This is a genomic window from Ruegeria sp. N10, from assembly GCF_056531545.1.
In genome coordinates this window covers 16398-35653 of sequence record NZ_JBQFLY010000013.1, presented here as the reverse complement: position 1 = coordinate 35653, position 19256 = coordinate 16398, and the positions used below count along the sequence as shown (strand labels likewise).

At 60.9% G+C, this 19256-nt stretch carries 16 protein-coding genes; 11 read left to right on the top strand and 5 right to left on the bottom strand.

Translation table 11 applies throughout. The features are described from left to right. The first annotated feature begins 4 nt into the window (after positions 1 to 4). The 11 genes from ACR0JI_RS16180 (at position 5) to ACR0JI_RS16130 (ending at position 11643) form a co-directional block, all read left to right on the top strand. Positions 5 to 658 (top strand): VirB8 family type IV secretion system protein, encoded by a 654-nt coding sequence (locus tag ACR0JI_RS16180; RefSeq protein ID WP_480495372.1) that lies wholly within the window; start codon positions 5 to 7, stop codon positions 656 to 658. A gap of 1 nt (position 659) precedes the next feature. Then, positions 660 to 1355 (top strand): TrbG/VirB9 family P-type conjugative transfer protein, encoded by a 696-nt coding sequence (locus tag ACR0JI_RS16175; RefSeq protein WP_093994458.1) that lies wholly within the window; start codon positions 660 to 662, stop codon positions 1353 to 1355. After that, positions 1352 to 2731, top strand: a complete 1380-nt coding sequence (locus tag ACR0JI_RS16170) for a TraB/TrbI/VirB10 family type IV secretion system protein (RefSeq protein ID WP_480495374.1) — start codon at positions 1352 to 1354, stop codon at positions 2729 to 2731. Before ACR0JI_RS16175 ends, ACR0JI_RS16170 begins: the two co-directional genes overlap by 4 nt. Positions 2732 to 2735: 4 nt before the next feature. After that, complete coding sequence (locus ACR0JI_RS16165) at positions 2736 to 3722, top strand: ATPase, T2SS/T4P/T4SS family (RefSeq protein WP_093994456.1); 987 nt, start codon at positions 2736 to 2738, stop codon at positions 3720 to 3722. Then, on the top strand, positions 3719 to 3913 hold the full coding sequence (locus ACR0JI_RS16160; protein ID WP_093994455.1) for a DUF4177 domain-containing protein: 195 nt from the start codon (positions 3719 to 3721) through the stop codon (positions 3911 to 3913). Before ACR0JI_RS16165 ends, ACR0JI_RS16160 begins: the two co-directional genes overlap by 4 nt. Beyond that, positions 3910 to 4323: a hypothetical protein gene (locus ACR0JI_RS16155; RefSeq protein WP_093994454.1), complete on the top strand. Its 414-nt coding sequence runs from the start codon at positions 3910 to 3912 to the stop codon at positions 4321 to 4323. Before ACR0JI_RS16160 ends, ACR0JI_RS16155 begins: the two co-directional genes overlap by 4 nt. Positions 4324 to 4335: 12 nt before the next feature. Beyond that, complete coding sequence (locus ACR0JI_RS16150) at positions 4336 to 5412, top strand: TrbL/VirB6 family protein (protein WP_093994453.1); 1077 nt, start codon at positions 4336 to 4338, stop codon at positions 5410 to 5412. Positions 5413 to 5661: 249 nt separating this feature from the next. Next, entirely contained in the window at positions 5662 to 6894 is a 1233-nt protein-coding gene (locus tag ACR0JI_RS16145; protein ID WP_480495377.1) for an ImmA/IrrE family metallo-endopeptidase, read from the top strand. Further along, positions 6863 to 7954: a beta family protein gene (locus ACR0JI_RS16140; protein ID WP_480495379.1), complete on the top strand. Its 1092-nt coding sequence runs from the start codon at positions 6863 to 6865 to the stop codon at positions 7952 to 7954. The genes ACR0JI_RS16145 and ACR0JI_RS16140 overlap by 32 nt, the downstream gene beginning before the upstream one ends. A 106-nt stretch (positions 7955 to 8060) precedes the next feature. After that, complete coding sequence (locus ACR0JI_RS16135) at positions 8061 to 9866, top strand: ATP-dependent nuclease (protein ID WP_093994450.1); 1806 nt, start codon at positions 8061 to 8063, stop codon at positions 9864 to 9866. Further along, positions 9859 to 11643: an ATP-dependent helicase gene (locus tag ACR0JI_RS16130; protein ID WP_093994449.1), complete on the top strand. Its 1785-nt coding sequence runs from the start codon at positions 9859 to 9861 to the stop codon at positions 11641 to 11643. The genes ACR0JI_RS16135 and ACR0JI_RS16130 overlap by 8 nt, the downstream gene beginning before the upstream one ends. 111 nt (positions 11644 to 11754) lie before the next feature. On the opposite strand, the gene ACR0JI_RS16125 is transcribed toward ACR0JI_RS16130, so the two are convergent. From ACR0JI_RS16125 to ACR0JI_RS16105, 5 genes are all read right to left on the bottom strand, one after another. Continuing rightward, complete coding sequence (locus ACR0JI_RS16125; RefSeq protein ID WP_480495461.1) at positions 11755 to 13743, bottom strand: type IV secretory system conjugative DNA transfer family protein; 1989 nt, start codon at positions 13741 to 13743, stop codon at positions 11755 to 11757. An 8-nt stretch (positions 13744 to 13751) separates the two neighbouring features. After that, positions 13752 to 16085: a relaxase/mobilization nuclease domain-containing protein gene (locus tag ACR0JI_RS16120; RefSeq protein ID WP_480495382.1), complete on the bottom strand. Its 2334-nt coding sequence runs from the start codon at positions 16083 to 16085 to the stop codon at positions 13752 to 13754. Continuing rightward, on the bottom strand, positions 16072 to 16665 hold the full coding sequence (locus ACR0JI_RS16115) for a helix-turn-helix domain-containing protein (RefSeq protein WP_480495384.1): 594 nt from the start codon (positions 16663 to 16665) through the stop codon (positions 16072 to 16074). Before ACR0JI_RS16115 ends, ACR0JI_RS16120 begins: the two co-directional genes overlap by 14 nt. Positions 16666 to 17226: 561 nt before the next feature. Then, positions 17227 to 17433 (bottom strand): hypothetical protein, encoded by a 207-nt coding sequence (locus ACR0JI_RS16110; protein WP_007120662.1) that lies wholly within the window; start codon positions 17431 to 17433, stop codon positions 17227 to 17229. Between the two features lie 538 nt (positions 17434 to 17971). After that, complete coding sequence (locus ACR0JI_RS16105; RefSeq protein WP_093993982.1) at positions 17972 to 18901, bottom strand: DUF2493 domain-containing protein; 930 nt, start codon at positions 18899 to 18901, stop codon at positions 17972 to 17974. Positions 18902 to 19256: the final 355 nt, after the last annotated feature.

Genomic DNA, 19256 nt, shown 5'->3' with positions numbered 1-19256 from the left:
AGGGGTGGCTACTGAACAGGAAATCATCGAAGAAGAGCTGGTCTATGGTGCCCTGCGCCGCGAACGGCTCTGGCAGCGCCTTGGGCTCTTCGGGCTCATCTTCGGCATTCTCGGATGCCTGAGTGCGGCGGCTGTCGCAATTCTCGATGTCGATCCGCCGCCCGTGGTTGTGCCCTATGATCCCGCCACCGGCTTCGCGCTCCCCGAGGCTTCGGTGGGCGCGACGTCGGTCACAGCCAACCAGGCGATCATCGAGGCGGAAGTCTTCCGCTATGTGACCGACCGGGAGGTCTATAACCAGCTCGACAACGATCTGCGCATCCGCAGCGTCCTGCGCCGCTCGGACGGGGCTGCCGAGAGCGGGCTGCGCCAGATCTGGAACAGCGCCAACGAGAATTACCCGCCGACGGTCTATGGCCCCAATGCCCGGCTGGATGTGGAAATCCTCAGCATCAACCGGATCGGTACGAACCGCGCCACGGTGCGCCTGCGCAAACGCCTGACATCCATCAATGGCGTCCAAACGGGGCTTTTCACCGCCACTCTACTATTCGAGTTCCGCCCCGAGACCCGCCGCTCCATCGACGAGGTCTGGACCAACCCTTTCGGCTTCACCGTGCTCGAATATTCCATCCGCTCCGACAGATTGGAGAACTAGTTTGCTTAATAAGGCCCTCGTAACAATTGTGCTTGTGCTGCTGCCCGGCCTCGCCCTTGCTGAAGCCATCCCGCGCGGCGGGCCCAACGACAATCGGGTTCGGCTGGCCACCTACCAAGAGGGCCAAGTCTATCGTCTCAATGTCTCGCTCACCCATGTGACCACCATCGAGTTCGGCGAAGGCGAGAGCATCCGTTCGATCATCGCGGGCGACACGGAAGGCTTCGAGATCGACGGCGTTCCTGGCGGCCAGGCCTTCGCGATCAAGCCTGTGGCGCGCGGCGTCCATACCAATGTCACGGTCTATACCAACCGCCGCAGCTACTACTTCAACGTCCAGGAGACCCGCAGCCCGACCTTCTACGTGGTCCAGTTCCGCTACCCCGAAGACAATGCACGGCCCGCGCGTGCCATCGCGGCCCAGGCCCCGAACTACAATTACGGTGCCAGCGCGCGCACTGATTTTACCCCGACCCGCGTCTGGGATGATGGGACCTTCACGTATTTCGAGTTCCCGCGGAACGCACCGGTACCTGCGATCTTTCGCTACGCGAATGGCCGCGAACGGACGGTCAACACGCAAGCCACCGAGGACGGCGTGATCCGGGTCTCGGGGGTAAACAGGCAATGGGTTCTGCGGATCGGGGAAGAGGTGGTCTGTATCGAGGCCACACCGCCTGCGGGGGTAGGCTCATGAGCGATACCGGAAACGCGGACCTCGAGAAACGCCTCGCTGCTCTAGAACAGGGCAAGGGCGCGAGCTCACCCCCTGCCCCGCGACGCTCGCCGCTGCTCGCATTGGTCGTTGTCCTTGTGATCGGGGCGGGTGGATCATTGCTCTATCTCCTATCCCAACCCGAGGAAGAAGAAGCCCTGCCCACAGCGACACCGGATGTGTTCCAGAACGAGGGCGACGGCTTCGGCGCCATTGAAACCCTTCCCCCACCCGAGCCCGAAGTCATTCTGGTCGCACCGGAACCGGCAGAACCGAATGCCGAGCTTCTGGCGCAGCTCGCAGCCCTTCAGGCCCAGATCGAGGAATTGCGCAACGCGCCCGAACCGGTGGTCGAGGAAGACACTGCTGCTGCAGAAGCAATCGATGCGCTGACCGCGCAGATCGCGGCTCTGCAATCGGCCTCAGAATCCGCGCAACAGCAGTTTCGTGATGAGCTCACGGCGCGCGACCGGGAGCTGGAGCAACTCCGCATGGACCTAGAACTCGCTGAGCTCGAAGCCAATCGCCCCCTCCCCGCGCCCATCGGGCCCACCGAGGACGAGTTGCGCGCGCGGGAAGAAGAACGGCTCCGCCGCGAGGAGGAAGCAAGGCGGCTCGCGGAACTTGAACGCCGCGCTGCTGAGGAGCGCGCGTTTCAGGAGCGCCGCATCACCTCGCCCACCATCGCCTTTGGCGGCACGTCCGGTGCGAATGAGACGGCGCTGACCGAACGAACCTTTGGTGAAGTGACGGATTTCGTTCTGAACGGCGCGCTGCCCACTTCGGTGACACAGGCAGAAGTCATCGCCAATCCCTCCAACACGATCATCCAGGGCACCATGATCCAGGCCGTCATGGAAACCGCGCTCGACAGCTCCCTGCCCGGCCAGACCCGGGCTGTCGTCTCGGAAGACGTGTTCAGTTTCGATGGATCGCGGCTGTTGATCCCGCGCGGGTCCCGTCTCATCGGGCGCTATCGCTCCGGCGTCGATATCGCGCAGCGCCGGGTCACGATCGCCTGGGACCGGATCATCCTGCCTGACAATCAAACTATCCGGATCAGCTCCTTCGGCGGTGATGAGTTGGGCCGCTCCGGCGTGACCGGCTTTGTGGATACCCGCTTCGATGAACGCTTTGGCTCGGCGGCACTGATTTCGCTGATATCCGCCGCACCGAGCGCCGCCGCTGCGAATGTTCAGGACGAGACCGCCGCGGACGTGCTGGAAGACGTGAGCGATGATCTTGCCGATGCCACGGACTCTGTGATTGGCGACTACCTCTCCATCGGTCCCGTCATCTATGTCGACCAAGGCGCCCGCGTGACGGTTATGGTCGACCGCGATCTGGAAATCTTTTGATCCCATGTCGCTGAGCTATCTCCAGACCTCGCTCGACCGGATCGACGCCGCCGCCCGCGACGATGTCATCGAGATCTGCATCAATCCTGACGGCAGCTGCTGGGGAGAATTCCAGGGCGATCACTTCATGCGAAAGCTGGACCAGACGCTGACCGCAACAGAAGTCAAAGACCTCGGCAACCAGATCGCCTCCTCCGCCAACACCACGATGAGCAAGGACCGGCCGATCGTCTCGGTCTCGATCACCTACAAGGGCCGTCCGATCCGCGCTCAGGTCATCACCCCGCCCGCCGTGCTCTCGGCGATGTCGATCAGCCTGCGGTTCTTCTCGAGCCTGCCGCTCGACGGGATCGCGCTTGATTTCTTGTATGGCAAGGAGCGCAAACTCGAAGAACTCCGCCTCGAGAAAACCCGGGAACTGCGCGAAGTTGTGGAAGCGGGCGTCATAGACGATGCCTTGACCTTCTGCGTAGACAACAAGCTCAACATGATCGTCTCGGGCGGCACCTCGACCGGCAAGACCGTGGCCGCGCGCAAGATACTCTCTCATGTGCCATCCGAGGAACGCATCGTTACCATCGAGGAAGCCGCCGAGCTTCTGCCGACCCAGCCCAATGCCGTGACCCTCATCGCCAACCGCGACGCGGAATTCCAAACCGCAGATGTGCTTCTGACCGCGACGCTGCGCATGCGCCCTGACAGGATCATCCTTGGCGAGGTGCGCGGCAAGGAGGCCATGACCTTCCTGGAGGCTATCAATACCGGCCATGGCGGGTCCATGACCACCCTTCATGCCGAAACCCCGCAACTGGCCGTGCAGCGTCTGGCCATCGCCGCGCTCAAGACCGAGATCCCGATGACCTATACAGACATGATCCAGTACATCGAGAACTCCATCGATGTGATCATCCAGGCCGGCCGCCATGACGGCAAACGCGGCATCACAGAATTCTACCTCCCCGGCGCAACTGAGATTGGAACTTCTCCATGAAGACATTTGAATACGATATCCTGTCCTTTCCCATGACCCGCAAAACCAGCCTTGCCGACATGCAGGCCAGCCTGAATGCCAAAGGTGCGAAAGGCTGGGAGGTGGTGTCGATCAGCTCCTCGGAATTCGCCAATGTGGGACACACGGTCTTCCTGAAGCGTGAGACCACACCCGCCGGAGCTACGGCATGAGGCAGGCGGGCTGTACCCTCGCACTGATTGCGCTGGTCCTGGGCCTGACGTCGGCACCCGGCTTCGCTGAGCGCAATCTCGTGCCGACCCTCGAGCGCAGTTTCGACGTCTGTCCAGAACGGCCCGCTGAACCCGTGTGGATGCAGGAGATCCCCCTGCGCCAAGCCTATCAGCGCGTGCTGGTTCAAGACATCTACCGAGCCCAAAATCTTGAACGCATCGTAGAGACTGGCAGCTGCGCTTGCGAGATCCGGTTCCCCTCTTGGGACGCGGCCGAGGCCGTGTTTCGGGAGAGGTACGCGAGCGACGAACGATGGGAGATGCTGCAAGCCTCGAACGCCTACAACCGCCGCGCCAATGCCGCCCGCCCTGCAGCGAAGGCAATCTGCGACGCCGCAGGCAATTGGTAAGGCAGCGCCGCGATGAGTGTCGTCACCTACTTCGTTGAAACCTCCCAAGCCTATCTCGACACCGCTGCCGAAACCCAGTTTGGTGCGGTTGCGGCAACGGTCGGCACGCTCCTGATTTTGGGGACAACGCTGGTGGTGATCCTCGTCGGAATCAACATGATCTATCAATACCGGGCCATGGATGGGCACACAGCCTTCTGGCTCGCGGTCAAGATCGGGCTCATCGGGATATTCGCGACCAATTGGATGCAGTTCAACGCGTTCTCGTCTGCCATTCTCTATGGGATCGACAGTATCGCGGGCGCGCTTGTAGCTTCAGTCGGCGGCGGCAGCCCGGGCCCTTCAGGCACCTTCGCGGAGGAATTCGACCGGCTGATCGCGGAGCTGGGCGACTATCTGAACGCTGCCGGGTCCGAGCTGAACTGGATGGCTGGCGCCATGCTCGACATCGTCGGTGTGCTTCTACTCTCTATCCTCGGCGGGCTGGCCGCCTTCATCCTCGTGGCCTCCCGACTGATGATCGCGCTTCTGATCGGGATCGCCCCGGTGATGATTTTCCTGACGCTGTTTGAGGTGACCAAGGATTATTTCGCGCGCTGGCTGTCGGCGCTGATTTCCTTTGCGCTCTACCCCATTGTCGTCGCAGGCGTGTTCGCAACGATCACAGGTGTCTCCTCAGCGCTCATCGGCGAACTAGGCGACCCCGAAGGGGCCTCAAACATCGGCGCACTAATCCCCTTCTTCATGATGGTCCTCATGGCCAAGGGCTTCATCATCGCAACACCCTTCATTGTCCGCGCGATCTCCGGCAACATCATGATGCCTGCCCTCTCCGGAGGCCTCGGTGGCGGATACAGTTTCGCCCGCGCCGCCATGGGAAGCCAACAGGCCTACAATCGCTATCTGATCGGAGGCGCAAGCGGCGCAGAATACGCAGCACTCAGGGCGCGGCAGTTCTTCGGGGTGCAGCAGATGCCTGTCAGGCAAGGGATGGGGCAGACGGGTCAAGCAAGTGGCTCAGTGTCATCGGGAGCCGGGTCTCAAATGCTGGCGCAACTGGCACGCTTGGGAAGGCTGGGGCGACGATGAGTTTAGGTTACCAGCCTTTATTGCCACCACGGATTGCTGCAGGGTAGGTCGCTTAATGACGATCGTAACTCACATTCAGCGCTCAGAAAGGCGTTGAACCCAACTTATCGGTTGTGTACTTGAGCACAACAGAAAAGTTGTGTAAAGAGAGGCATGGCGATGAATGGAATCACCCTTAACGAGAAGGAGGCGCGGGAAACACGCTCCCGTATCTCTCGTCTAACCGAGGCACTGAACTCGGAGCACGCAATGAAGCCGGTTGTTGCCGGCTTGCCGCCTGAGGTGGTTTCTCAAGTCTCGCGCATGATGAAGGCCGAGCGCGAGCGCTTGACCCACGCGGTCGAGGCATACGAAGAGGCCAAGGACACCCAACGCCCCACCGCTCTAAAGGCACTCGTAAATCGTGACCTTGGGCTGATGCTCATTGTGGCGAGGATCGCCAACGGCTTCTCTCAGAAGGACCTGGCATGGCGCCTCGGCGTGAAGGAGCAACAGGTCCAGCGTTGGGAAGCTGAGCGATATGGGCAGATCAGCCTCAAGAATTACCATCGCGTGGCGGCGCTGCTCGGTGTGCGTCCGTGGGCAGACATGTCCGACCAACCGGAACTCCGCGGGCTGGACAAGGTCATCGACGGGGTGTCGAAAGCCGAAATCAAGAAAATCCTCAAGCATGGACGCGAAAACAGCTGGTTCGCCGAGGACTTCACCGAGGCCGAACTTCGTCGCTACATCGCCGAGAACCGGATCGACTTTGGAAGTCCTGGACTTCTCAGAACTGGCCTGAACGTTGTGGATCACACCGAAGACGTCATGCTCCACGCTTGGCGCGCAAGGGTCACAGCAAGGGCGCGCGAGGCATTCGCGGGGGTCGAGGACGTTCACGAGCCGCTTGAACTCAAGTGGATGCCCGACCTGGTCCGGCTGAGCAAAGAGCCCCATGGACCACTTCTGGCAGTAGAAGTGCTTGCCAGCCAAGGTATTGTGTTGATCGTGGAGCCGCAGGTGCCCGGCCTAAAGATCGACGGCGCTGCGTTCATCGTGGACGGAAGGCCGATCATCGGAATGACTTTGCGGACCGACACTGTGGACAACTTTTGGTTCACGCTGATGCACGAACTTGCCCATGTTACGCTTCACTTCTCCACTGGGCTGGCCGTAGGCTTCTACGATCAGACGGACCAAGAGACATCGGTCGATGAACAGGAGGAGGAAGCCAACCGCTTCGCTTCCAACTTGCTCATCCCGGAAGAACGTTGGCGGCGCTCTACCGCCCGAATTGCGAAGTCGGCTGCGGTCATCGAGCGTTTCGCTAACGAGCTAGGTATCCATCCGGCGATTGTGTTCGGGCGGATACGCAAGGAGCGGGGCGAGTGGTCCCTGTTCACAAATAAGATCGGGAGGAACACCGTGAAGAAACTGTTTGTGGGTGAAGCCCAGAAAGGAAAGAGTGATGCTCCCATACTACCCGGCCCTAAGGGCTAAGCCCGGCGAGTTCGCGGCCTGCGGCAGGCTGGCCTCCCGTTATCAGGGGTACGTTTGCCCGCGCTTCGTGGTGCCGCCTCCCACTGAGTCCGACCCCGAAAAGGGGCGCGTACCCACGCTGGACGAAATCGCCCACATAATGGGGGAGCGCCTCGGAAAGAGCTGGCCCCACCGGCGTGCGTTCCTCGACCCGCAACTGGCGGCGGCGGCCCTCGGCGACGAAGGAGTGGCTACGCTCTTCCGCATCGCCAGGGCGGTAAACTCCCGCCTGCTTCCAGTCCTGACGATCGCCGATCTGACCAACCCGGCCCGCCAGGCGCTCATTCGGGACGGCGACGTCAGGACGGGTATCTACATGGACTTCGAGGAGGTTGATCCGGCTGCCTTGGTCGAGGCGGTGAAGAAGGCGGGCCTCCGGCCGGAACACTGCGTCCTCTTCGTGGATTTCACCGGAGCCCCCCTCGGTGCCGACTTCGCGCCTGCTATCGGCGAAATTTTCGATCAATTGGACGGCGCGTCGCGGTGGAGCAAGATCGTCTATCAAGCGTCAGCTTACCCGGACAAGCTGCCGGTCGGTGCCAACGAACGCACGTTAATCGCCAGGGCAGAGTGGACCACCTTCCAGGCGGCACTCAAGGAGACAGGCGTCCAACCGGACCGACTGGCCTACGGTGACTTTGGCGCAGATTGCGGGCGAATGATGTTTCCTAAGGGGAAGGGCGGCGGAAGGCCAAGGCCGCATCTGCGCTACACCGGCAAGTCCCACACCTTGGTGATAAGGGGCAGCGACTCGGGAACCTTCACGCCGACGATGCGCGACGTCTGCAAGCAGATCATCGAGAGCAAGGAGTACAGCGGCAGGAGTTTCTCCCCCGCGGACGACCGTATCTGGCGAAACGCGAAGGGACTGACTGATACCTGCGGCGACGCGACTGGCTGGCGGGAGCTGAACACCGCGCACCACCTGGTGAGGATCGTCACGGACTTGGGCGCCATGTCTGGCATCGAGTTCAAGGAAGATGCTGTCGCCGAGTACTCGGAGCAGGAAAGCTTGTTCTAGAGTTTTTCCTTCGAGTTTACCTAATCGCGGATCGTCCTCCAAATTTGCAAACTGCTTCTGGCTCTCGCTGCAGGCGTCCCGTCTTTTTTATGTTGAGTGAGCAAAAATGCATCTTTCACGAATATTGATTGAGAATTTCCGGAACTTTTCGAAGCTGGACGTGGCCCTCGATGGGAATATCGTTGTGGTTGGTGAAAACAAGGTTGGCAAAAGCAACCTGATGCACGCCCTCAGGTTGCTTTTCGATCCCTCTCTACCTGACAGCGCGCGGCAACTTGGTCTCGTTGATTTCTGGGACGGCCTTGGTGGCCCTGAAGTGGATGACAAAATAGTCATTACTGTCGAAATCGAAGAATTTCACACCGACCTCGATATCCTGGCCTTACTCACGGACTTCCGCCTCGACGATGACCCGGATACGGTCCGCCTGACCTACGAATGTCGCGCCCGACCGGGACTGGGCCATGCGCCGGCATCGGACGACGATTTGGAATTCATTTGCTTCGGCGGTGAAAGCGAGACGAAACGGTTCGGACATGACCTCCGCCGCCGCCTGACAATGGACCTGTTACCAGCTCTTCGTGACGCAGAAGGTGATCTGGCAGCTTGGCGACGGTCGCCGCTGCGCCCGCTCATTGAAGAAGCTTTTGCCGGCATCAACCAGGCAGACCTTGATGAGATCGGCGAAGCTATCGAAGAGGCAACTGAAAAGCTGACGGCGTTCAAGAGCGTCGGTGAGCTTGAGAAAAACCTCGGCCAACTCTTTGCCGCCATGAGTGGCCCAAAGCAGGATGTGACACCGCGTTTGGGTTTTGGTGCAACCGATGTCACACGCCTGTATCGCAACATAAGACTGTTGATCGATGACGGCCGACGGACAATCAACGACGCAAGCCTTGGCTCGGCCAACATAATGTTCCTGAGCCTCAAATCGCTGGAACTGAGCAGACTGATTTCCGAGAACCATCGAGATCACACACTATTGGCCATCGAAGAACCTGAAGCCCACCTTCATCCACATCTGCAGCGATCAGTCTACCGTCACCTTTTCCAGTCGGTCGACAACCCTGACCAGCAAAAACAGATGTCAGTGCTACTGACTTCTCATTCCCCGCATATCGCCAGCGTGGCTCCGCTACGTTCAATTCTTCTGCTCAAAGAGAAAGCTGACGAGGGCACGGTCGGCTGCTCTACTGCATCGATAAAATTGACAGAAGGCGAGGCTGAAGATCTGGCGCGGTATCTGGATGTAACGCGCGCCGAGATGCTTTTCGCGCGCGGCATCATCTTGGTAGAAGGCGATGCCGAAAAGTTTCTTGTGCCACTCTTCGCTGAGGCACTTGGCTATTCGCTCGATATGCTCGGAATAACCGTTTGCTCGGTCGCGGGGACAAATTTTATGCCATACGCAAAGTTCCTGACCGCGCTGGACATCCCCTTCTCGGTCATCACAGATTGGGACCCGATGCCGAAGAGCAAGCCATTAGCCGTGAATCGGGGCATCAAACTCGCTGTCGCGATCGAGCGCGTGAGAACGAAAAAAATTCCAACAGCGCTCGCCGAAGAACTGAAAGATATTGCCGAAAACAAGAATGAAGACGACCTCGCTGATCGCTTCGAGGACTTTGGCATCTATACCAACATCCGGACCCTTGAAACCGATCTGTACGAAGGAGGGTTCGCTGACGACATTCTAGCAACCCTCAATGAAGAAAAATGGAGCAAGGCGCGGCAGGCGCAGATTGATGGCTGGCTTGCCGATCACGACAGCATCGACCAAGACGAGTTGCTCAATCTGATCGATGGGGTCGGCAAGGGGCGTTTCGCTCAACGTCTTGCCTCGAAGATCGAGGGACGCAAGCCACCGCGCTACCTCGAAGATGCTATCCAGTATGTGGTGAAACGTGTCTGACGCGTCCATCTATCTGAAAGCCGCCGAAGCTCTACGGGCCAACCCTGCACAATGGGCAGCCTACGAATCCAAGGGACACTGTGTTGTCCTTGCAGGGCCAGGTAGCGGGAAGACAAAAACGCTAACCGTCAAGCTGGCACGCCTATTGTCCGAAGACATTCAGGAACCACGAGGCCTCGCGTGCATCACGTACAATAATGAATGCGCACGGGAGCTGGAAACTAGGCTCGCCGCGCTCGGCATAGAGCCCGGACGAAGAGCTTTTGTCGGTACGGTCCATTCCTTCTCCCTGACGCAGATTGTCCTTCCATATGCCAAAGCGGCCGATATGGGCCTTCCCGATGAATTTTGCATAGCAACCCGCGCGGAACGACGTCAGGCATTGGAGACAGCGTACAAGAAGGTGATCGGCGGGCGCGAAAATCCGCAACTGCTTGATTTCACAATGGGAACTTACCGCCGATCCATTCTCAATAGAAACAGCACAGAATGGCGTGAAACCGATCCCTTGATGGCCACATTGGTGGAGGCCTTTGAAGCCGAGCTCAGAGCGATGGGGCGAATTGACTTTGACGATATGCCACTTCTCGCTGTAAGGGCCCTACGCGAGCATGAATGGCTGCAACGTGCGATCCTCGCCAAGTACCCTGTCCTCATCGTCGATGAATACCAAGACCTCGGACGGGCGCTCCATCGTATGGTCATGGGCCTCTGTTTCAGCACCGGCATGCGGCTGTTCGCGGTCGGAGATGCCGACCAGTCGATCTATGAATTCAACGGCGCGAACCCTCAACTTCTCCGCGAGCTGGCGGCTCGAAAAGATGTCGAGTGCGTACGGTTGCGGCTGAACTATCGGTCCGGATCGAAGATTGTCGAGGCATCAAATTTTGCGCTTGGCGAAGCGCGAGACTACGAGGCGGCTGAAGGTGCGGAGGAAGGCACGGTCTACTTTCACCCTCAGCAAGGCAGCTACGAACACCAGGCTGCAGAGGCATTCAGGACAGTCATCGTTGACATCGCGAAACGACATCCGGATTTGGAACCCGGAGACATCGCTTTCCTCTACCCCGCTGCCTGGCTAGGTGACAAGGTTGCCGAAGTAGCTCAGCAGGTCGGCTTGTCAGTTATCAGAACTGATACGAACGCAATATATCCTCGCGCTAGCCGCTTGATGCGCTGGCTGGAAAGCTGTGCGAAATGGTGTTCGGGTGGATGGCAAACAGGAACACCGCGTTTCAACCATCTGGCCAACGAAGGCGCACGCCTGTTCGCTGAAGAGATCAACACACCCGAGATGCGCCTCGCCTTCCAACGCGCGCTTATGCAATGCCTCTGGTCGCGGCGCGATGGCACCTTGGTACTGAGACAATGGTTGTCAGATGTTCGCGCGGCAATCATCACAGACCTGATTGTCAAGTGCCGCACGATGAAAGACGAGGGAGAAACTCTGGACACGTTCATCGCGCGCACTCAACCAGGCAAAGATTGTGAAGATATGACTGTCAGTCAGTTCGCCGGCCAAAGCGAAGGGAACGACAGCCTGCATCTTTCAACACTTCACAGTGCCAAAGGTCGAGAATTTTCGATCGTCATTATGTTTGGCATGGATCAGGGGAGCATTCCAAGAAACAACTCCACTGCGTCACAGAAGTCGGAAGCTCGGCGTCTCTTCTACGTGGGATTTACGCGGGCAAAATCAGAAGTACATATCATGCATTCTAACTTACGCCCGTCGCCTTTTGTGACAGAACTTCAAAATCGATTGAAGTTAGAGTGAACTTTTTTCCCAATGTGGCAAGTTTAACGTGCTGCCAATTGCGTCCTCAACGATGTCAAAGTCTCCGCGCTACTTCCAGAAATCCTCGAATCTGAAAGGTACCAGAACTTCTTAATGCCTCTCATTCATGGCTGACTCCAGTTCGCCCAAGCCAGCCAAAGCGGTCCTTAACTGCTCGTCTCCCTCCTCGTTCGCCAGATCATCAGAAGGCACCAGCACCGCAAAATCCATCTCCATCTGGCGCTGTTCCTCGGCGATGACGGCTTGAACGACGGGCGCGGTTTTCTTTGCGACGATGTCGGTTTGCCCTGAAGATTGGCCGCTGCCCGTAACGTGGCTTGCGCTGTCCACAACCACATCAGTTTCAGATCCATGTCGTCCACTCGCTGGCGGAGTCGTCGGCATGGCGCGCACACTCAGCGGCAGGTTCCCCTGCGGTCCCCCTCCCCCCGGCTCCGGAAACGGCAACTCGCCCGTCTGCGCCGCATGGATCGCCTTGAACAGCCGATCGTCAAAATATTGGATCCGCTTTGCACGGACGGGCATCTGGGCATCGATGACCACGACGATCTCGTCGAGCGGCAGGCGGCGCGCCTCATCTTCGGGCAACAACGAGCTCTCTTCAGTCCGTGTGGATTGGCTGCGCCCTTCAAAGGGGTTCTTGCCGATGGACTGGGATCGCGTGATGACGGTCTTCGTGGTCTTGCCGACCGCCTTGCTCAGCTCCTCGACGGTCTTTTCATCAGAAGGTGTCAAGTAAAGCTTCACGCCCGCGTTGCCCTGCAGGGCGCGGCGGGTGTTCTCGCCGTAGATTTCATCGAGAGCGGGGATCGTTTGGGTGACCACGGCCAAATGTCCGCGATAGGTTCGCAGGGTCTCGATGCTCTCGACCACGATGGGCATTTTGCCCAAGCGATTGAACTCGTCGAGCATGATCATCACCGGCCAGGGTTCATCCGGCCCGGGATCCTTTTCCTGCATGGCCGAGAGCAGGTCGGAGAAAAACAGCCGGATCAGCGGCGCGAGCGGCTTCACCATCAGCGGCTGGACCACGAGATACACCGAAAAGGGCTTTTTCCGGATCGTGCGGAAATCAAAGTCCGACACCGCAGTGGCCTCATCGATGGCCGGGTTCTGCCATTGGTCGAGCCCCGATGTCATCAGGAGCGAAACATAAGATGTCAGCGTGTCATTGTTGGTAGACGCCAGCCGCGTGAAGATCAGCTTGGCCGCCCTGTTGTCGACCTCATGGCCCCGGGCGAAATACTCCTTCTGCTTGTTCCCGCCCGAGGCCGCGATGCGGTAGATCTCGCCCAGGGTCGGGCGCTTGCGTTGGAAGGCCAAAAGCCCTGCCGCCACAAAGAGATCGATCCCGCCCTTGAGGAGGCCCTGCACCCGGTCATTGTCGCTTTGCAGGAAGAGCGTCGCCAGAAGCTGCAGTTCCATCTGCTGGCGGGCAGGGTCTTTCAGTTGATAGATGCGCAGGAGCGGGTTGTAGCGATGCGTGCGCTTGCCCTCCCAATCGGTGGGGGCAAAGCGATAGACCTTGTCGCCCTGGGCAGCGCGATGCCGGGCCGTGGCCTCAAAGCACTCGCCCTTTACATCGAGCGTCACGGCGGAGCCTTGCCAGGTCAGCAAGTTTGGAATGACAAAGCCCGTGGTCTTGCCGCGGCCCGTGGGCGCCACGATCAGCGCATGCGGGAAGACCTTCGAGCAAATATAGTTGGCGCGGGAGCCCGGCGGCCCCAGCTTGCCGAGGATGAACCCGGTCCCTGGCGCCCCGAAGAAGCCATTGGCCCTCATCTCGCGCGCGGTCTGCCAATGGGTCTGGCCAAACCGTGTCAGGGCGGACCCTGAGAGGGCGAGGCTCAGCATCAGGCCGGCAGCGGCGAAGCTGCCGACGATCAGGTGGATGAGCTGGGCATCTTCGGGACGGCGATCGCGGATCGCCAGATAGTTCTGCGCGATATACGCAAAGTCGATCTCGGCCCCGAAGCCAAGGTCCTGGTAGGTCAGCACCGCCGAGGCGATGGTATAGCCCATGGCCCCGGTCACCAGCGTTACCAGAAGGACCCCTGTTGCGATCCGCGCTTTTCCCATGGCGGCGCTCAATGGACCTGACCCCGCTCGATCTCGCCATCCACATCGCCAGTGCGGTGTTTTTCATATTCGGTGTCGGCAAGATCATCGACCACCTGGCGCAAGGCCTCCGTGTTGGCCGTCGCTGCATCCGATTGCAGGTAGACCTTGGCGACATAGAGCCGGTCGAGGCGGTCCTCGAGAACCTTGTCCAGCGCATCGGCATCGCCGGATGTGAGCCGGTCTAGTTGGCGAACGTCCAGCACCCGCGCGATCTCGCCGCGGAAGGCGTCCCGCTCCGCCTCGGTCTCGAAGGGCGCGGACAATTCCCCGGCCCGCTCATGGTCCAGGACACGCGCAATCTCGTCTGCAAGGCGGTCGGTACGGGCAGACTGCGGCGCAGTTTCACCGCGGGCTGCGAGGAGTGCGTCGCGCGTGCCGGACCCAAGCCCCTCGCGCAACTCGTTTTCGCGGCGGACCTGGTTGATGGCCTCCGTGTCGCGGATCTCGACGACTGCCGCATAGGTCGCGCCGAGCCCCCGGGCGAGATGGGACGGCATATCCGGATAGCGCACGCGCAAGTCATCCGCGACAGCATCGGCAACGGGCGTTCGGAGGTTGCGCCCCGCCATGATCCGGTCGACCTCGCGGGTGATCTCGCTGGCGCGGGCCGCATCTGTGATGGTCTCCCTGTAGGGCTCGGACCGGTCGATCACATCGCCAGGGCGTGCGAGCAGATCTGGGTGTGCTTCGAGATATGCACGCTGCTCCGTCTCGATCCGGCGCTCCGCCCGTGAGACAACCTCCCAGTCCCGGTCCTCGATCTGCTGCGCAGTCAGGCCGTCTGCGCGCATCTCCTGACGGATTGTCCCTTCCATCGCCCGGACCGCGTCCCGGTGATAATGGAACCGCTCGCTGACCGGTTCCGCTTCCATGACGCCATCCCGGCGCAGCACGTTCTCGCGCTCCAAAAGCGTACCAAGCGCGACATGCACATCGTTGAGAATGTCGCGCGCCTGTTCCAGATCAGCGCGGCGTTCGAGGTTCAGATCGCGCGCCTCGGCCACTTTGGAGAGATCATCTGCGATCCATTGATGCTCGAGCGCTGCATTTGACGCGCCCGTCTCGATCCGGGCCACCACTTCCGATGTGCTGATCCCCGTGCCCCGTAGTGCCGCGTCAATGCGCGATCTCAGGTTGGGCTCGGCCAGTCGCTCGCGCTGGCTGGCGTCGATATTAGCTTCGGAATAGATCCCGCCCTCCGAGGGGGTCTCTGACAGCGTGGATGATCGCAGCCCCAAGGGCTGCATGTGCTGGACCTGCGTCTGGATCTCGATGAGGCGCTTTTCCAGCACGGGACGTTCCGCGTCAGACTTCTCGGCGATCATGCCCTGCACCCGCGCGAGCTTTTCCGCATAGAGGCTTCTCAAATCCTCAAAGCTTTGATCCTCGGCCATATACACATCTCCTGTTCGGTCCACCTGCCCGCCATGCGCCAGCACCTCGCCCGCGCGAAAGAGGGCTGCGGCAATATCCTCGCGGGCCTCGCGCGAAGCCTCCGCTGCAAGCGAATGGTAGACGGTTCTGGTATTGGCGAGCTCCGCCAGCGTCCGGGTCAGGTCCTGCCCCACGCGTTCGCGCTCGCGGGGTGCGCGCCCCTCTTCTTTCGCGGCGTAGACCTCGCTGGTGCGGGCTGGGTAATGCACGACACCGCGATCCACCCGGCGCGTTGCTTCCAGGCGCACGCCGTACTTCTCCGCCTCCTCGACCATGGCGAGGCGGAAGTCGTCATAGTTGAAGCGATGGTTGCGTCCCAAGAAGAAGAACTCGCCTTCCTGCGAGCGGCGGTTCAGCACCAGATGCGCATGGGGGTGATCGCGGTCCTCATGCACCGCGATGATGTAATCGAAATGCCCTTCGTCCGTCTGGAAGAAGCGCTCCGCCACATCCGTCGCGATGTCGCGCACATCCTCGCCGCGCGTGCCGATGGGGAAGGACATGAGCATGTGCGTGGTCTGGCCAAGCTTGGGTTTGAAGCCCGCATCCCACCGCTTGGCAAAGCGCTCGGTGAGGTCCTTTATGTCCTTCGCCTCGAGCTTCGTCTTGCCATCGAGGAACCCGCTACTGTCCACGATATGGGTGGACTTGGTGGTGAGGTAATCAAGCTGGTTCATCAGCTGCGATTTCGTATGCGTCCCCCCGCCCCGGATCGCCTTGAAGACGGCTGGCCGATGCCCTGCCGCCGCGCGCACAAGCTGGGTCTGCTTGGCCACGTGCAGACCTTGCATCGAGCCCCGGACGCGGCTCCAGCCATCCCGGAAGACCTCGCCCGTGACGGCATGGACGGCATCATTCAGCCGCATGCGCAAACTCCCTCAGCGCGGCCGTGGCCTGCAGCTGTATCGCGTCCCGACGGCGGCGCAGAAGCAGATCGATCTCGTCCGCAGAATCCAGGATGAACCGCGCCAACCCGCGCATCTGGGCAAGGCGCAATTCGGTGAACTCGGCACGCGTGCCCCCCGCGGCCCCCTGCCCCATCCGGTTGGCCCGCGTCATCTGCTTGGCGATCTGCGCGACCCCATTGCCGACCTCGTGCAGTGAAGCGCGGTAGCGCGCCATCTCGGCCGCCATCTGCGCGTCCGGAACGAACACTCCGCCCGCCGCCTGAATGAGCCGCCGCAGCCCCTCGGCCCGGCTCTCGATCCCCGCCTTCGCCAGCACCTCGTCGAGCGCCGCAAGCTCCGCAGCCGTAACCTTCACACTGACCGCTAAGACCGGAATTGCGGCATCCGTCTGGCGCTCGGCATCAGCCTTGAGCGTGTACTGGATCGCCCGGACCGACACGCCAAACCGCTCAGCAAGCACCGAAGTGGAAACGCCTTCCGCAGCCTCGCGAACGATCTCCATGCGGTCCGCATCGGTGAGACGTTTTGAACGAGACATGCGAAGAAAGACCCCCTATTTCCTGCCACCTTCCACCAAGGCTGCCCCTACCTTACGATAATATACCAAACTGTCAATTATATACTTACGTTGCATTCAGGCTCAGGCAGCCTTGGTGTCCGCTTCCCCCGCGGCCCGCAGGGACGCGGCTCTGCCGCCCTCACCACCGGGCGACCCACCTGTCCTAGGGGTCCCGTCCGCCAGCACCGCCCGCGGGTCTGGCCGAACACCCATGTGTTCGGACGGAACCGCGGGCGGGCGCAAACCCTACCGACAGGGCGGACAGGTAGGGTCAAGGAGGGCCAGATTTGGCTTGCCAAATCTCTGCCGCAAAAACCGGGAGGCCCTGGCCGATAGGTTTTTGTGGATGGCCCCCTTGAGGCTGACTGGCCGCCCTGTCGCGGCCTGATCATTTCGGGGGGAGTGCGTCCGTTGAACGCGCAGCGGCCGACGGCTTCGTGAAGTCGCCTCGGGCGATCTGACCGCCGGACGCGGCATCCCTGGAACAGGGATCGGGCCGCCCCAAGATCGTCCTGGGGCAGCCCATCCTCGTCAGAGGATTCAGTCCTGGGGATCTTTCGCGCTCGGCGGGAACATCACCAGCTCCGAGACCGCGACCGGGAAGTCGAGCTTGAGGCTGAAGAACTCCGATCCGTCCCCGTTGCGGGTGTTGCGGAACATCGCGCCCACGCGCTGAAAACGGGTGCGCTCCTGGCCATCGGTGTCGGTGAACTTGACGGGGACGGTGGCGACGTAGTGGTTGGTCATTTGGGTTACTCCTTGTTGCGATGGGGATCACCCGGCACGGGGGCAAGAGGCCCGGTCGCAAGCGCAAATGCGGAGGGTCTGCGGCCAGCCGTGGAAGCCGTATTTGTGCTTGCCGAAGCGTGAGCTGAGGGCACGAACGGGCCGACCCCGTGCGATCCACATCTATGAGCAAAAAGGAGTGATCCGGATGACCCTTGCCATCACGCAGCCGCCACCATCCGCGTCCGCGTCCCCCCGAGCCTGGCCGGGGTGCTGACGGAGCCCGCCCGCGTGGATGCGATGTTCCGAAACACGCCCCGAGGGACGTGCAGGTCGTCAGCCTCATGTGCGACGTCTCGACCCCTCGCGTCTTGCGCTGCTGACGATGTGCGTGAAGTGCGCACCATCCCCAGCCCATACCGATGCGGATGGGCCGCACTCTGACGGACTGGGTAGAGGGATAACGGTGCTGGCCGCCGCAGACTGCCGATAACGCGTGACCGACCGCAGGCGCCATGAGACATGACGAAAGGGCCGCGCCAGGCGCGACCCCCTCTCTTCAATCCTGCGCAGTCTTCTTAGCCGGGTCCGCAACCCGCATGACCGTCAGACCTTTCGCTTCCGCCTTTTGCCCGAGGTTCAGCGCGACCCCGTTGCCGCCGAAGAGTACAACCCCCGTCGCCGCGAACTTGTCGTCCAGCATTTCGTCGTTGCACTTGAACGGTGCCGCCCGCCCGTGCGCGGACCAGCGCGGATCAAAGCGCGCCTGTGCTATCCCGCGTGCCCGGGCCCACCGAGCCGCAATCATCTCCGCCCCGTGCTTGCCACCCTTGTGGCAGAGGAAGATCTCCTGGTTGCGGTTCTGCTTGATCCGGTCCCGCACCTTGTCGAGCGTGTTGAAGATCACATCGACATCGGTCCAGTCTGTAGCGCCTGAGACGATCAGGGGAACCCCCTCGACTTTCGACTTCGCGGCGGTTTCACGGTCGTGCTGCTCCAGGAGCTGCCGCGCCTCGAAGACCGCCCCGGTCTCTTGCGCCCGGACGCTCGCCCGCGACCCGGCCGCCGGGATGAAGGCGTGGCCCGTCTCGATCTCGTAGCATTCCGCCGCAGCCTCGCTCATCACCTCGATGGCGCTGACAATCTCGCGCAGCTGCAGAAAGCGCATCTGCGCCTCTTCGAGCGCGGTCTCGGCGATCTCCGATCCGTCGTGGGATTTTGCCAGAGCGCCGATCTTGTCGGCGGTGCGGTCGACCTCCTTGCTAAGCGCCACCTTGCGCCGCTGCAGGATCGTCGCGAGCCCATGGGCCAGCGGTTCGATTTCGGCTTCAAGCCCGGTATTGCGCAGCTGCCCGAGCAAAGCCTCGAAGCTTTCGCGGATGATGTGGTCGGTCAGGATGTGATCTTCCGGGATCGGCAGCTGCGCGTCCTTCTCGGTCAGTCCGAAAAGTTCGATGGTCTCGTAGGTGTTTGCGGTGTCGTAAGCCATGTCTGGTCTCCAGTATTCGGTTCCTAGGCCACCACGTGAGTGTGGGGGCATGGCCGAATGCCTGGTTTCCGAATCTGCACGGGTCAGGGACGGCGCAGCCGCCGGCTTGCCGGGCGCAAAAGTTTTACGAGCGCAGCACCCGACACAGGCCCGCGCTCACGCACGGGATCGCCCCAAGCCATATGTACCGCCCTCGCCGAAAAGTTTTGCGATCCTTGACGCGGGCTGATTTGGGGGCCATCCGGAGGATATGCTTCCGCACTCATGTGTGTGTGTTTTGACGGTAGGTTTGCCCGACCCGAGCAGGCAAACGGCCCGACCGGACGCGGAAGACGGATGAAGCGGCGGGATCGTT

What these genes read in the sequence shown, in the direction of transcription:
- ACR0JI_RS16170 (WP_480495374.1), top strand. Translation starts at nt 1,352, where the DNA reads ATGAGCGATACCGGAAACGCGGACCTCGAGAAACGCCTCGCTGCTCTA.
- ACR0JI_RS16165 (WP_093994456.1), top strand. Translation starts at nt 2,736, where the DNA reads ATGTCGCTGAGCTATCTCCAGACCTCGCTCGACCGGATCGACGCCGCC.
- ACR0JI_RS16160 (WP_093994455.1), top strand. Translation starts at nt 3,719, where the DNA reads ATGAAGACATTTGAATACGATATCCTGTCCTTTCCCATGACCCGCAAA.
- ACR0JI_RS16155 (WP_093994454.1), top strand. Translation starts at nt 3,910, where the DNA reads ATGAGGCAGGCGGGCTGTACCCTCGCACTGATTGCGCTGGTCCTGGGC.
- ACR0JI_RS16150 (WP_093994453.1), top strand. Translation starts at nt 4,336, where the DNA reads ATGAGTGTCGTCACCTACTTCGTTGAAACCTCCCAAGCCTATCTCGAC.
- ACR0JI_RS16145 (WP_480495377.1), top strand. Translation starts at nt 5,662, where the DNA reads ATGAAGCCGGTTGTTGCCGGCTTGCCGCCTGAGGTGGTTTCTCAAGTC.
- ACR0JI_RS16140 (WP_480495379.1), top strand. Translation starts at nt 6,863, where the DNA reads ATGCTCCCATACTACCCGGCCCTAAGGGCTAAGCCCGGCGAGTTCGCG.
- ACR0JI_RS16135 (WP_093994450.1), top strand. Translation starts at nt 8,061, where the DNA reads ATGCATCTTTCACGAATATTGATTGAGAATTTCCGGAACTTTTCGAAG.
- ACR0JI_RS16125 (WP_480495461.1), bottom strand. Translation starts at nt 13,743, where the DNA reads ATGGGAAAAGCGCGGATCGCAACAGGGGTCCTTCTGGTAACGCTGGTG.
- ACR0JI_RS16120 (WP_480495382.1), bottom strand. Translation starts at nt 16,085, where the DNA reads ATGCGGCTGAATGATGCCGTCCATGCCGTCACGGGCGAGGTCTTCCGG.
- ACR0JI_RS16115 (WP_480495384.1), bottom strand. Translation starts at nt 16,665, where the DNA reads ATGTCTCGTTCAAAACGTCTCACCGATGCGGACCGCATGGAGATCGTT.
- ACR0JI_RS16110 (WP_007120662.1), bottom strand. Translation starts at nt 17,433, where the DNA reads ATGACCAACCACTACGTCGCCACCGTCCCCGTCAAGTTCACCGACACC.
- ACR0JI_RS16105 (WP_093993982.1), bottom strand. Translation starts at nt 18,901, where the DNA reads ATGGCTTACGACACCGCAAACACCTACGAGACCATCGAACTTTTCGGA.